General features: G+C 48.8%; 16 protein-coding genes and 1 pseudogene. 8 read left to right on the top strand and 9 right to left on the bottom strand.

Annotation, left to right across the window (positions count from 1 at the left end; all coding sequences use genetic code 11):
* Positions 1-81 precede the first annotated feature (81 nt).
* The 3 genes from N6P30_RS22045 to budA are packed head-to-tail and all read right to left on the bottom strand — an operon-like array spanning position 82 to position 3,345.
* Positions 82-852, bottom strand: a complete 771-nt coding sequence (locus tag N6P30_RS22045; RefSeq protein WP_023293084.1) for a (S)-acetoin forming diacetyl reductase — start codon at positions 850-852, stop codon at positions 82-84.
* Between the two features lie 20 nt (positions 853-872).
* A complete protein-coding gene (alsS, locus tag N6P30_RS22040; protein ID WP_247608344.1) occupies positions 873-2,594 on the bottom strand; it encodes an acetolactate synthase AlsS in 1,722 nt (573 codons plus the stop codon).
* Positions 2,566-3,345, bottom strand: a complete 780-nt coding sequence (budA, locus tag N6P30_RS22035; RefSeq protein ID WP_031275271.1) for an acetolactate decarboxylase — start codon at positions 3,343-3,345, stop codon at positions 2,566-2,568. Before budA ends, alsS begins: the two co-directional genes overlap by 29 nt.
* 105 nt (positions 3,346-3,450) lie before the next feature.
* Here budA and N6P30_RS22030 point away from each other — a divergent pair, with 105 nt between their 5' ends.
* From N6P30_RS22030 to N6P30_RS22015, 4 genes are all read left to right on the top strand, one after another.
* Positions 3,451-4,332: a LysR family transcriptional regulator gene (locus tag N6P30_RS22030; protein ID WP_021242639.1), complete on the top strand. Its 882-nt coding sequence runs from the start codon at positions 3,451-3,453 to the stop codon at positions 4,330-4,332.
* Positions 4,333-4,561: 229 nt separating this feature from the next.
* A complete protein-coding gene (locus tag N6P30_RS22025) occupies positions 4,562-5,017 on the top strand; it encodes a hypothetical protein (RefSeq protein ID WP_023293085.1) in 456 nt (151 codons plus the stop codon).
* Between the two features lie 136 nt (positions 5,018-5,153).
* Complete coding sequence (locus N6P30_RS22020) at positions 5,154-5,744, top strand: hypothetical protein (protein WP_023293086.1); 591 nt, start codon at positions 5,154-5,156, stop codon at positions 5,742-5,744.
* Between the two features lie 282 nt (positions 5,745-6,026).
* A complete protein-coding gene (locus N6P30_RS22015; RefSeq protein WP_023293087.1) occupies positions 6,027-6,530 on the top strand; it encodes a DUF2569 family protein in 504 nt (167 codons plus the stop codon).
* 207 nt (positions 6,531-6,737) lie between these two features.
* Here N6P30_RS22015 and N6P30_RS22010 read toward each other — a convergent pair whose 3' ends face one another.
* Both N6P30_RS22010 and N6P30_RS22005 read right to left on the bottom strand, forming a co-directional pair.
* Positions 6,738-7,268: a tetratricopeptide repeat protein gene (locus N6P30_RS22010; RefSeq protein WP_023293088.1), complete on the bottom strand. Its 531-nt coding sequence runs from the start codon at positions 7,266-7,268 to the stop codon at positions 6,738-6,740.
* 97 nt (positions 7,269-7,365) lie between these two features.
* Positions 7,366-8,055, bottom strand: a complete 690-nt coding sequence (locus N6P30_RS22005; RefSeq protein ID WP_023293089.1) for a DUF2625 domain-containing protein — start codon at positions 8,053-8,055, stop codon at positions 7,366-7,368.
* 625 nt (positions 8,056-8,680) lie between these two features.
* Between N6P30_RS22005 and N6P30_RS22000 the strand changes: the two genes are divergently transcribed.
* From N6P30_RS22000 to N6P30_RS21985, 4 genes and pseudogenes are all read left to right on the top strand, one after another.
* Positions 8,681-9,115, top strand: a complete 435-nt coding sequence (locus N6P30_RS22000) for a hypothetical protein (protein WP_023293091.1) — start codon at positions 8,681-8,683, stop codon at positions 9,113-9,115.
* 196 nt (positions 9,116-9,311) lie between these two features.
* Complete coding sequence (locus N6P30_RS21995) at positions 9,312-9,623, top strand: barstar family protein (protein WP_227113838.1); 312 nt, start codon at positions 9,312-9,314, stop codon at positions 9,621-9,623.
* A gap of 225 nt (positions 9,624-9,848) precedes the next feature.
* Positions 9,849-10,144: pseudogene (locus N6P30_RS21990) on the top strand (type II toxin-antitoxin system HigB family toxin).
* Positions 10,141-10,560 carry a type II toxin-antitoxin system HigA family antitoxin gene (locus N6P30_RS21985; protein ID WP_023293093.1) on the top strand — a complete coding sequence of 140 codons (420 nt, stop codon included), beginning with the start codon at positions 10,141-10,143 and terminating at the stop codon, positions 10,558-10,560. The pseudogene N6P30_RS21990 and the gene N6P30_RS21985 overlap by 4 nt, the downstream one beginning before the upstream one ends.
* A 58-nt stretch (positions 10,561-10,618) precedes the next feature.
* Here N6P30_RS21985 and N6P30_RS21980 read toward each other — a convergent pair whose 3' ends face one another.
* From N6P30_RS21980 to N6P30_RS21970, 4 genes are all read right to left on the bottom strand, one after another.
* Positions 10,619-11,005 carry a hypothetical protein gene (locus tag N6P30_RS21980; RefSeq protein ID WP_023293094.1) on the bottom strand — a complete coding sequence of 129 codons (387 nt, stop codon included), beginning with the start codon at positions 11,003-11,005 and terminating at the stop codon, positions 10,619-10,621.
* 358 nt (positions 11,006-11,363) lie between these two features.
* A complete protein-coding gene (locus N6P30_RS24685; protein ID WP_225828878.1) occupies positions 11,364-11,747 on the bottom strand; it encodes an SMI1/KNR4 family protein in 384 nt (127 codons plus the stop codon).
* Between the two features lie 311 nt (positions 11,748-12,058).
* A complete protein-coding gene (locus tag N6P30_RS21975) occupies positions 12,059-12,427 on the bottom strand; it encodes a hypothetical protein (RefSeq protein ID WP_023293095.1) in 369 nt (122 codons plus the stop codon).
* A partial coding sequence (locus tag N6P30_RS21970; protein ID WP_260629977.1) for a hypothetical protein occupies positions 12,427-12,661 on the bottom strand: 235 nt, incomplete at its 5' end. The genes N6P30_RS21975 and N6P30_RS21970, both read right to left, overlap by 1 nt.

The following is a 12,661-nucleotide window of genomic DNA, read 5'->3' as shown; positions in this document are numbered from 1 at the left end:
TGTAATGCACAATGACGGAGGAGACAAAAAAAAGCCCCTGCACGGGGGCAGGGGAAAACTCATGTCAGAGCTTATTAGAATTTAGTTGAACACCATCCCACCATCGATGAGCAGAGACTGGCCTGTCATGTAGTCAGAGTCCGGTCCTGCCAGGTATGAGACGCAGGCGGCGACATCTTCCGGCTCGGACAGGCGGCCAAGCGTGATGCGTTTGGCAAAGGTTTCGGTCCCGTAGCCCAGCGGTTTACCCGCCGCCTCGGAGACCTGACGGTCGATCTCCGCCCACATCGGCGTTTTCACGATGCCCGGGCAGTAGGCGTTAACGGTGATCCCCAGCGGAGCAAGATCCCGCGCGGCGGTCTGGGTTAGGCCGCGCACCGCGAATTTACTGGAACTGTAGACGGCCAGTTCCGGGTTACCGGTGTGGCCCGCCTGGGAACAAGCGTTGATGATTTTCCCGCCGTGCCCTTCTTTACGAAACGCGTCAATCGCGGCCTGGATCCCCCAGATCACCCCTTTCACGTTGATGTTGTAGACCTTATCGAAAATCTCCGGCGTGATGGATTCGATTGGCGTGGACGGCGCAACCCCGGCGTTATTGACGATAACGTGGAAACCGCCCAGCGCGGTGCGGGCTTTCTCTACCGCCGCAAATACCTGCTCGCGGTCAGAGACGTCCACCTTCACGGCGACGGCGTTACCGCCGTTGCGGATAATTTCATCGGCCACGGCTCTGGCCGTTTCCGCGTTATAGTCGGCGATGGCGACGGCAAAGCCATCCTTCACCAGGCGAAGCGCAATCGCTTTACCAATCCCCTGGCCTGAGCCTGTTACGAGAGCAACTTTTTGCATTTCTCTGTCCTTATGTTGAGTCACAAAATCTGGCTGAGATGGAGCTGGCCCATCAGCAGCGGGTTATCGCTGTAGTCGACGGGAATGGCCACCACGGCCGGGCCATCCACATCCATCGCCGCGCGCAGCGTGGGTTCGAGCGCGTCGGCGCTCTCCACGGCAAAGCCTTTCGCGCCAAAGGCGTCGGCATAGACTTTGAAATCGACCGGGCCGAACTCGACGCCGGAAAGACGCTGGTATTTTTTCTCTTCCTGAATGGCAACCATGTTGTAGCCGTTATCTACCCAGATGATGTGCAGCACGTTAGCGTTGAGGCGCACCGCGGTTTCCAGTTCCATGCTCGACTGCAGGAAGCCGCCGTCACCGGAGACCGACACCACCTTGCGGCCCGGGTTGACCAGCCACGCGCCAATGGCCCACGGCAGCGCGACGCCCATGGTCTGCTGGCCGTTGGAGATCATCACCTGGCGCGCCCGGAAGCTGTAGAGGTAGCGGGCGATCCAGATGTGGAAACTGCCCATATCCACGGTGAGCGTCACGTCGTTATTCACGATGTCCTGCATGGCCCGCACGATGCGCAGCGGATGCAGGGCGAACTGATTAAGCGAGGCGCCGCGACGATCGAGCAGATCGCGCTGATGCTGGCGGTCGACCAGAATTTCGGAGGCCCGCTGGCTCAGCTCAAGCTTGTGGTCGATACGGTTCGCGAGCTGATTCAGCGTTTCGGCGATGTCCCCCACCAGCTCCAGATCCGGCACGTAGTTACGCTCTTCATAGGCAGGCAGCACGTCGATGTGCACCAGCGTGGCGTCGCCGCTGTTCCACATGGACGGCTCGTACTCCACCGGGCTGTAGCCGATGCAGATAATCAGGTCCGCCAGATGGAGCAGCCTGTCGCCCGCCTGGTTATTGAACAGACCGACGCGTCCGGCGAAGCGGGTGAAGTGTTCCTGGTTCACCGCCCCGGCGGCCTGATAGGTGCTGGTGACCGGAATACGGCTTTTCTCCAGCAGCTTGCGCAGCGCCGCGCTGTTGGCGGGCTGGCTCGCCATCAGCCCCAGCAGGATGACCGGGTTTTTGGCCTTTTCGATAAGCTTCGCCACATCGTTGATAGCGGATTCCGGTGCCGGGCCCATCAGCGCGGGACCGCTGGCGGGTAAAATCGCCCCCGTGGCGGGCTGGTCGACAATATCCTGCGGCAGGCTGACGAACGCGCCCCCCGGCCTGCCGTGCTCGGCGGCGCGAAACGCATTCGATACCACCTCGGCAATCGCGTCCGGCGCACTCACCTCCACGGCGTATTTGGTGACCGGGCTGAACATGGCGACGGTGTCCATGCTCTGGTGCACCAGCTTGGCTTTATCCGCCCGCTTCACCGCCCCGCCCAGCGCCACCACCGGGTCGCCTTCGCTGTTGGCGGTGGCAATGCCGGTGATCAGGTTCGAGCAGCCCGGCCCGGAGGTAACCAGCGCCACCCCGGCCTTGCCGGTCAACCGCCCTACCGCCGCCGCCATAAACGCCGCGTTCGCCTCGTGGCGCACCGGGATGATCTCAATGGAGGAGTCCAGCAGAGAGTCAAAGACCTTGTCGATTTTCGCCCCCGGGATCCCGAAAACCTGCTTCACGCCCTGCGCTTCCAGCTGGCCGACAACCAAATCGGCGCCGTGCGCCCACTGACGTGACTGTTTCTCACTGTTCACGGTAGTTCTCCTGTTAGTTTTCGACGGCACGGATCGCCGCATCAAGATTGCTGGGGTGAAGGTTGGCCTGTAAAAAGGCGCTGTCGGCGGGCAGGTCAATCATCAGCTTGTGAATTTCACCGAAGGTGAGCACGCCGCTCTCCAGCTGGTAGTCAAGCAGATGGCCCCCGCCCTGACGGTCGTCGGTGATGAAGTGTTCGTGATAGCCCGCCACGTTGATCCCCTGCATATGCTGCGGCGTGCGGAACCCGACCAGCACCCCTTCGCGCTGGTTAAAGCGGAACACCGGCTGGTCGTCCAGCACGTCGGTCATCGCGCGGTACGGCGGCGTCTGGCGCGGTACGGTGCGGGTGTGGGCATGGCGGAAGTTGCCGTCAATGCGCAGCGCGCAGAACAGGTTATCGGAGGGGATCTGCTGGTCGATGACGTCGTGGATCTGCTGACGGCTGACCGGCGCGTCGAAGGTTTTACGGTACTGCGGCTGGAACCAGGTCATCACCGCGAACGGCGTTTTCTGCTCCGGCTTCGCGGCCCGGGCGCTGCCGTCGGCGCGCAGCTGGTACACCTGGCTGCTGAAGGCAATCATTTCGCCGTCCAGCTCGTTGAAGGTGCCCAGACCAAAATCACCGTGTGCCAGCAGATCGGCGATGGTGGTCTCCCCCTCGTACACGCCGCTTAGCAGGGCGCTCATTAGCGATGTCTGATAGATCACGCTGTCAGGATGCTGGGCGGAGAACCCGCGCAGGGTCTCGCACAAGCTGGCTTCACAGTCGCAGGCAGATGAATGCACCATCATGCTCGTCCTCTTCAACTTTATTTAGAAAGGTTAAATAAATGTTGACCCGATTCAGCAGAGAGTTCCAATATAGAAACCATGCTGGTTTGAGACGTTTTAGATATGGAACTTCGTTATCTGCGGTATTTTGTCGCGGTTGCACGCGAGCGACACTTCACCAGGGCGGCCGAAGCGCTGGGTATTTCACAGCCTCCTCTGAGTCAGCAGATCAAACGGCTCGAAGAGGAAGTGGGCACGCCGCTGTTCAGACGCCTGACGCGGGGCGTGGAGCTGACCGAAGCGGGAGAAGCCTTCTACGAGGACGCCTGCAAGATCCTGGCGCTGAGCGACGCCGCGCTGGAGAAAGCCCGCGGCATCGCGCGCGGGCTGAACGGTAACCTGTCGATTGGCATCACCAGCTCCGATGCTTTTCATCCCAAAATTTTCGCGCTGATTCGCCAGTTTCAGGTGCAGAACATGGCGGTGCAGGTTCACCAGGTGGAAGCCAATATGTCGTCGCTGACGACGATGCTGGCGGAGGGTGAACTGGATATCGCCTTCGTGCGCCTGCCGTGCGAGAGCAGCAAGGCGTTCGAGTTAACCATCCTCGACCGGGAGCCGATGGTGGTGGCGCTGCATCGCGACCATCCGCTGGCGGCGTGCGATTCGCTGGCGTTAGAGCAGCTTCGGGATACGCCGGTGGTGTTGTTCCCGCAGGAGGTCGCGCCCGGCCTGTACGACCGGGTTCACGGCTGCTGCGAGCGGGCCGGGATCGACGTGCAGCACGCGCTGCAGTCGTCACAGCTTTCATCCTCCCTGAGCATGGTTTCCGCGGGCGGCGGGTTTGCGCTGGTGCCGAAATCCATGGCGGCCATTTCTCCGCCAAATGTCACCTACCACGCGCTGAGCTCGCCGGAGCTTTATACCGATATCGCGCTCTGCTGGCGGCGCTTTGAACGCTCGCGAACGGTGAAGCGGTTTCTGGCGATGATGAGCGAGGGGTAGCGGCCGGTTTGGTTGGTGGTTTTTGTAGGCCGGGTAAGGCGTAGCCGCCACCCGGCAATGCCCTTCTGGAAGCCGCCTCGCAAACCTGCAAGCAACCTTATGTAATTCAGGGTTATCCCCTTTCCATCCTTTTTTCACCGCCGTAAAGTGCCTGCGTTGCGGCCCATCCGTAACCGGGCGTAGGAACCCGTTAGCATAACGTGACATTTTTACTTAAAGAGGATGCTAAATGGCTACTGTCCCTGAGTTTTCTTATGCGCTCTCTGAAGAAAGCGCTGTTCACCACCTCATCGATCTTCAACTTTGCGATTCCGCAGATCTCTTCGAACTGGCTGACACCTGCGCCGGCTGTGTGAGCGTGCTGGTTGAAACTGACGATCCCGTGACGTTTTCCATACTTTGCGAGCGCTTGCTGGCACTGCTTAAACGCCTGCGTAAATGTTGCGATACAGAACTTCCCCCGCATCTGGTTGAACGGCTCATCGCAGGAGAAAAGATCGTTTCCTGCGTGCCGGACTGCTGGCAGGAGACGGCGTTGCAGGTGGATTATGCCGTGGCGTTGACGCTGGCAATCATGGGTGGAACGTTGCCTGCGCGCGTGGCGAAAGAACTCACCGGGTTGCTGCACGATATGGTCTGGCTGCTGGCGGAGTTTGTGAAGGAGCCGTATATCGCAGCGCACTGAGACGGGTGATGGGCCGGAATTCTGCTGCTGCGGACGGGGGACGATTTCGGCCAGATACCCCTCTCTTTTCCTGGTAATTGCTTGCGGAACGCCATCTGATACTCTGGCTGCACTCAAGGGATGACAAGGAAGAGAAATGCTGAATCCTGGATTCGTAACCCGCAAAGCGCTTGCTCAGTGGCAGGATGTCCCCGCTTTTTTACCTCAGTTCCAGTTTCATGAAAAACACCGAACGGTCATTCATACTGCGCATCCCGAACATATTCTGCCGTTGATTGCAAACTTTGACGTCCGGCAAGATGTCGTCATTCGGCGGCTGATGTTTTTACGGCAATTACCGCAGAAATTTCTGCGTAATCAGCAGGCTAACTCCATCGGCAACTTTGGCCTGCACAGTTTTACCCTTTTGAAAAACTCAGCATCTGAGCTCTGCTATGGCTTGCGAGGACAGTTCTGGCGTTCAGATTTTGGTCTGGAAAAAGTACCGGATGTCAGCGCTTTTCAGACGTCAGTGACGCCGGGCAGCGCGACATTGTTGCTGCGCTATCAGGTAACGGAATTGGCGCCAGGGCAGCATGAACTCAATACAGAAACGTTCGTCTATTGCCCGGACAGAAGCACCCGGCTCAGAATGGCGGCTTACTGGCTGATAATCCGGGCGGGCAGCGGCTGGATCCGCAGGAGAACGCTGAAAGCGGTTAGGTTGAATATCGAGAAGCTGGACTGAAGTGCAACAGATAACCTTATGGCGTTCAGCGTTAGCACTTCGCTTTAAATATCCGTTTCCGGACGAGAACTGCCGGGAAGAAATGTTTGAGGAGCGGTTATTAGCAAAAAGCGGTACCGATCAACCGCCTTTAAAATGAATACCTGCGCGGCGGATATTCACCCTTAACACAAATTTACGCGGAAAATTACCTGTACAGTACACTTATTTATCGGTCAGTTGTGTTTGTAATAGACTTCGTTTAATCTATTGTTAATTATAAAATTTACCAAAGGTCCATATATGGAATGGGGATGCATAAAGTGTGGGGTCGAAATACCTCAGGACAGAGAGTTTTGCGACAGTTGCGAAGATAAAAACTTCAGGAAAATTGGAGGCTTTCTTTTTCTCCCTCTTATAGGATTAGTGGTCACCGCTGCTTCCTATCTTTTTGCAATGACAGATGCATTTAAATTTACGATAGAAAACTATTCGCATTTGAATGCAAATGCAAAAATCTTCTTCATGCTTTCCCTGGTTATTTATATAGGCGAATTTCTTTTTACAGTCACCGTTATTTCATTTTTCCTAAAAAAGAAGAAATCGCTACCAAAGCTTTATATTTTGTTTTTAATATCAATCGTGACGACAATGTCATTTAATACCTACTTGCTTTACATATTAATTCCTGGCGCTGAAATTGGCTATAATGAACTTGTGCCAATTTTTAGAAACGTGATAACAGCTTTGATTTGGATTCCTTATTTCATAACATCTGTTCGCGTAAAAAGAACGTTTATCCGATAAAAGCACGTGTGGCTTCATCATTTGATGCCTGTGCATGCAGAGCTCTATTGTTCAATGTCCCGACATCAAAACTGAGCGGAGGCTAACACCCTCCGCTCATGATAGGGAAAGGGCAGAAAAGCGGGCAAGGTCCGCTTTTAGCAAAGAAAGGACATACCTCAATAACTGAAACTATATCCCTCCAGGCAAACTGCATGGGGAAGCTTATCACTCTGGTAAATAAATATCAGTGTTTTTAATGCTTTCATACCACTCCATAGCTTTTGCATAATCTTGCGGCACTCCTTTCCCGTAGTAATAAAGATTTCCAATATTTTTTTTAGCATTGGCATTGCCGTTACTGGCCGCTTTAAGATACCACTTCATAGCCTGAGCATAATCTTGCGGTATACCCTCTGCTTTTTCATACATGACGCCAATGTTATTTTGAGCTTCAGCATGGTTTTGTTGTGCGGCTTTTAAATACCACTCCATCGCTTTCGAATAATCTTTCTTAACCCCTTGCCCAGAAACATAACAAAATGCCACATTATTTTGGGCTTGAGCATAATTCCGAAGAGCTGATTTCATATAAAATTCAAAAGCTTTATGGTAATCCACCTCAACACCTAGCCCTTTCGCGTACATAACTCCCATTTTATTTTGCAGTTCAGGACTTATATCAGTTTGGTTATTTTTCTTGACAGCGCAAGAAGTTAACACCAGAGTAATAAAAAGCATGCGAATTATTTTTTCCATTTCTCGTTCCGTTTCGGTTTAAATCGACTTACTCATTCAATAAAAATCATTTATATAAAAATTAGCTTATTCTCTAAACATTTATCACGTTGATTAATCAAGGAGGAAGCAAATCGTCGCTCTGCATGTTGGTTAATTGATGTTGTAAATCCAGGCAAAGTGCCCAGTGCTTTTCAACAGGTATCGTTGATCGCGAACGCTTTTCTACAGACAACTGCTGTTCAGTCCAGAGAAAAGGATAGAAAGAATAAACGAGATTACAATTCATTAAAGCCATCTCTTCGCGCCAACCCGTCCAGCGTACATTTTTATAGAATAAATCAAAATCTCCGCAAAGTGCCCAATGCAGAAAACCTGAATAGTGGGTATCGAGGCTCTCCCATTCAAGAGTATCCGGAGCAAAGTAATATATCCCACCGAGATCTTTACCTAATTCTCCCCCGTTAAGTGCAAAAAAACCTCCAGATGCATCATCAGCAATTAATAATGCCTGAAATGTCTGACCAGCAGTTACCAATTGCGTCCATGAAGCCAGACTTCTTGACAGTCTGGTGTGACCTGAGCCTAAAATTCGCAACCAACCATTATCAATGAGTATTCCTCCCGTTTCATATGAAATTGCCCCAAGCGGAGAGAAAGTAGTTATCTGAAGCTGATGTAAATCAGCGCGAGCTTGCGCAAGGTTACAAGGTAAGACTTCATAGCTATTGCTTGCTTCTTGCAGCCATTGTTTCACTGAATGCCAGCCAGATCTCTTTTTATCAATTAATTCAGCTAGTTCCCTCATCCTTTTCCCTCATTCAAACTACGCTAGTTTACATTATTAATCGGACGCTAAACCGATAACATGAGCATGAAATCAGCGAATTTGGTCGGCAACGGCCGTTATGTTTGAAGAGCGGACACGATCACCAACTTCAGCTATTATGGTTTACGAAGTTTTGTTTGAGGCGCTCTTTCCCCTTCAGGTAGAAGCTCGCAAGAAACATCAGTTTTTTTCTTATCGCATCATGCCTGATTGGACAGCAATTTCGATTAAAGGAGGAATCAATGTCACATTCATCATCAAAAAGAAAAGTCTTAGACATAGAAGCTCCCCTTGCGCATAGAGCATCACACGCACGGAGTTGCGCAAACCACGTAGCGAATAGATTGGGAATCACCCGCAGCGAGCTACTGATGAAGGTTGAGAGTGATACAGGCGCAAGTCTGATATCGCCACTCACAGAAGATGAGTTAATGAATGCGTTTTATTATATGGAAAACCTTTAAGAGCAACAGCTATGAGCGAAAAACGGTCCTTTAATCCATTCTGTATCAGATGCAGGACTAACACTAGCATGTGATAATCAACCGGGGATAGGTCATCGCATCCGGTTAGGTACTGGCGATGTGATTCTACGTTGTGAGAAATGAAAAAAGATATTTGGTGTAAAAAAATGACGGAAATGGACGATGACTTTTTAGAATATGATCTGGACTGGTTTTTATCCAGCCAGGAAGGGTACTTAGCGCATTTTGCAACAGCAGGTCAGGGGCCGATTCCTGAAAGGATCAAGTCATCTGTCGAGGACTATAATTTTATTTTTGATTATATTTACTCGCTGGAACCCTTGTCAGAGGTGTATGTCATAGAAGGCAATCTGCTTGCATTTTCAAATGACAATCAGCGTTCTTGCTATCTGCGCTCATTTGTTAAGATGTCAAGTAAAGGATTGTTCAGCTACGACTATGAACAAGGTGGATATAAATTAATTTCGAAACCAAAAACACCATTGAAATATGAAAAATTGCCAAATGAAGTGAAAGGCGTGATTTATGTTGCAGAAAGAGAAATTGACTTATAGCTATGATGTACTGATGCGACCTGTGCTCAATTTTCTACACACAATAGCCATAGAAAGATCCGATTTTGTCACTGCGCGGATCGGCTCGAAGATCGATGTCCGCTGTGAGCCAACAGCGGATGTTCGCAATTGTTAAAACCATCAAGAAGGACATTACGTGCATTATCGTGTATTAATTAACGGGTAGAAAGTCAAAGTGAGTGAACAGGAAATGAGTATAGGTGAATTGTATTTGGATGGAGCGCACGTCCTATCTGAAAAAGAGTTTCATTCCATTATGTCGGCATCATTAGACTTTGGACCTTACTATGGTAGAAATCTCGATGCATTGTGGGATCGCCTTAGCACCAATGTTGAAAGGCCGGTTAAAATAATATGGTTAAACTCTGATTTATCCAGAATATATCTTGGCTGTTATTTCGACGAAATCATTAAGGTTTTTGAGAGGGCAAAACTGCAAGATCTGAATTCACATGGGGAAGAAAAGTTCGAGTATGTATTGAAATAACCCGTACCTGCTCGATAGTCCGATGTAGTAGCATACCGATTTTGGCAACATAAGCAGAAATGTGAAATGTCCGTACTTGGCACAAAGCGGACATATCTTTCACATTTACCTCATACAGTATTCGCACTCATTAAATGAGCACCGACATCACGAGCATATGAAAACTACGTTTCATAAATATTTCCAGCCAGGAAACCAGGAGCAAGGACGCACGTAGTCTTATGAGTGCCTTTCGACACGGCCACAAGACAATTTCCTTAACAAACACTAGCCCTGCACAATTTTACTGGGTGCTAAAGAAAGAACACTACCCGTCCGTCACCGGACGATATGAGAAAGCGATCCCCCAGTCTGGACAGAATGAAATACAGGGAAAATGATGGGTCATCGATATAGATGGTGGGCATTTCCGAGTGATGTTTTTTGCTGATTTTGAACGAGGAAAGATCTTCATCAAACACATCAGCACTCACGCAGAGTATGACAAACTCACGGATCTCTTTCGGAGAACGAAAAAATGAATTATGCAGCAGTCATCAAAGCGGCAAACGATCTGACCAACGCGCTCCCTTTCCTGGGCTCAAGCCCGTCACGACAAGATTACGAGGATGCTCTGGGGTTGGTGGAGTATCTGATTGAGCATGACCCCGATAGTCCGCTGGTAGAGATGCTCACCGCGAAAATCGATAAATACGAAAACGAGTCTCAGGAGTTTGCAGAATTTAACGCGCGTGTTGCCAGCATTCCGTCAGGCGTTGCGTTATTGCGAACGCTGATGGACCAATACCATCTCACTCAGAGCGATTTCGAGAACGAGATAGGCAAGAAGTCTCCGGTGAGTCGGATCCTTAACGGACAGCGCACGTTAACGCTGGATCATATGCGCGCGCTGGCGAAGCGTTTTGGCGTGCCGGTGAGTGCATTTGTGGGGAATTGATGAGGATGATTTTTTTATATTAAGAAAAAGTAACGCAGCCAAGCTGGCCATGTCGCGGCTAAAACTCATATGGTAATTGTAGAGGCACGTCACTGCCTTCAAACACTTCCCTCAAACACTTTCCAAGCGATTTAGAGTCTTTTGCTGCAGGAAGGACAACATGATATTCCCTGATACCAACCATTTTTACGGCATCTTCATTAAGCACGATCACAAGTTTGTCTTCAGTGAGTTGAACGGAACGAATAGAGTCTGTTATCTCATATTCCGTTGACTCACTCTGGAATCCAATGCATTCGTTAACGGGTAATTCATCTTCGTCGAATCGTCCGATAATGATAAAATTTTTTGGGTCATGATTGTCATCCCCTATTCCGATGGTGAAGACATCATTTTCTTCATAGCAGTTAATACATGCTGCAAAAAGATTTTTAACATTACTCATCAGTTTTCCTTATCTTGAACCGTTTTGCTCCTGACAGATTTTTGCCCAAAGCCTGATATTCATTAATATAATTAGTAGATTAAGGCAATCGAAAATGACTTCCGCACAAATTTTTTAATATTGCTCTTTTTAAAATGAAAAATATATATTCCCAGCATAGCGAAACGGCTGTTGCTGCTTTGATATTTGATGCATCATTTACGCCCACCTTTCAGCAATTGATGGACTTCGCAAAGGTCACCGCGAGTACCCTTTTATTAAAAATCAAGATCGACTTTAATTACACCTGATGCATTTATTTTATCATCCTGAACAGTAAGCATATCAACAAACTCATCGAAGGAGCTTGCTATTTTCGTCAGCCCGAGGTCACTGCTGAATCATTGAATATTGGATCAGACTCGTCATCCCAAAACCAAATCTCTCCCGGCATACCTCCCTTGAGGCAAAGACAAATTTGATTATCACCAGACGAGGCTCCTATCGGTAACCATTGTTCGCGAAAATCATTTCGGTATGTAACTGCCATTTCTAAAACGGTATATTCTTTACCCGATTCTGCAAGGCCGTACAGAGACTCAAGCGTATCGTTTCCTTGCTCATCAGACCATGGAGATGGTTGTAACGCCTTGAAAACAACATTTATATTAAAAAGAACAGAAGCGCCAAAATGAAGTAAATAGGCACGATAACTTTCAGGGATTAGCCCTATTGATGCTTCTAATGTATTTAAACACTTTATCCGTTCATCTGATGGTAATGATGCCGTTTCGCTCCAAAACGCTCTATTTTTTTCAACAATGTCCTTTACTCCTCATATTTGGTGCGTAGTCAACATGTGGCACATTACTATGAAGCTCTCGGAAATAGAATTATAATATTAGGATTCAAATGAAGTATTTTATCGCTGGCATCAATTAAATGGTGATCCTAAGCGAGAAAATCATAAATATAAAATATTGTTAAGTGGATAAAAAACATTCACACTTCGCCTACTTAAATAGAACTCAATAATAAACTAGCCGGGAAAAAACACCTTTCCCGGCTCGTCATTTATTGTGGGAACTTTCCACCTTTATACGAAGACCATAGATAACTGATGGCCCAATTATTATCCTTTCCAACAACAACGCTTTTAGCAATTAATTCAAAATCATCTGATATGCGTGATGATATTTCAGAATTATTAATTACTCTGAATGAGAGCTTAAATGCTTTTTCTCGCAAGGAATTGATATGTTCAATATCATCCGCATCAAAACTTTCATTTTTTAATGAGTTAAACTCTTTCATCCATGCATCATCGAATTCTGGCTCATCTCTAGAATCCAAGGCGCTGTCTGCATCTAATGTTTTGAGAAAATCAAAAACTGATGCAGAGGACAAAAAATTTTCAACTTCAGCTAACTTATTATTACTCATTACATTAACCCTTGTTCTTTTAGCCAGACCTCTATTAAATCAACGGCTTTAACTGGCGTTACATTAGTACCTAACGAATAGGTTCCGTTTGGAGACTTAACATCAACTTTGATATCATCTAATTTGGAATACGCTCTCCTGTAAGCATCAAATAACTCTTTATCTGAACCAGGAAAATCACCTTGTCTTGGCCCTATTGTATCTCTTTCCGCATCATGTAATCGCCAATGATCA

The organism is Enterobacter sp. PL1 (assembly GCF_945957325.1).
Lineage (GTDB): Bacteria > Pseudomonadota > Gammaproteobacteria > Enterobacterales > Enterobacteriaceae > Enterobacter > Enterobacter roggenkampii.
The sequence above is the reverse complement of the archived record's forward strand: the minus strand, read 5'-3'. Positions and strand labels throughout refer to the sequence as shown.

Coding starts and splice junctions, on each gene's coding strand:
- N6P30_RS21980 (WP_023293094.1), bottom strand. CDS start 11,005: ATGAGTAATGTTAAAAATCTTTTTGCAGCATGTATTAACTGCTATGAA.
- budA (WP_031275271.1), bottom strand. CDS start 3,345: ATGGTGCATTCATCTGCCTGCGACTGTGAAGCCAGCTTGTGCGAGACC.
- N6P30_RS22005 (WP_023293089.1), bottom strand. CDS start 8,055: ATGAGGGAACTAGCTGAATTAATTGATAAAAAGAGATCTGGCTGGCAT.
- N6P30_RS22020 (WP_023293086.1), top strand. CDS start 5,154: ATGCTGAATCCTGGATTCGTAACCCGCAAAGCGCTTGCTCAGTGGCAG.
- N6P30_RS22045 (WP_023293084.1), bottom strand. CDS start 852: ATGCAAAAAGTTGCTCTCGTAACAGGCTCAGGCCAGGGGATTGGTAAA.
- N6P30_RS21975 (WP_023293095.1), bottom strand. CDS start 12,427: ATGAGTAATAATAAGTTAGCTGAAGTTGAAAATTTTTTGTCCTCTGCA.
- N6P30_RS22025 (WP_023293085.1), top strand. CDS start 4,562: ATGGCTACTGTCCCTGAGTTTTCTTATGCGCTCTCTGAAGAAAGCGCT.
- N6P30_RS22000 (WP_023293091.1), top strand. CDS start 8,681: ATGAAAAAAGATATTTGGTGTAAAAAAATGACGGAAATGGACGATGAC.
- N6P30_RS21985 (WP_023293093.1), top strand. CDS start 10,141: ATGAATTATGCAGCAGTCATCAAAGCGGCAAACGATCTGACCAACGCG.
- N6P30_RS22030 (WP_021242639.1), top strand. CDS start 3,451: ATGGAACTTCGTTATCTGCGGTATTTTGTCGCGGTTGCACGCGAGCGA.
- alsS (WP_247608344.1), bottom strand. CDS start 2,594: ATGCGGCGATCCGTGCCGTCGAAAACTAACAGGAGAACTACCGTGAAC.
- N6P30_RS22010 (WP_023293088.1), bottom strand. CDS start 7,268: ATGGAAAAAATAATTCGCATGCTTTTTATTACTCTGGTGTTAACTTCT.
- N6P30_RS22015 (WP_023293087.1), top strand. CDS start 6,027: ATGGAATGGGGATGCATAAAGTGTGGGGTCGAAATACCTCAGGACAGA.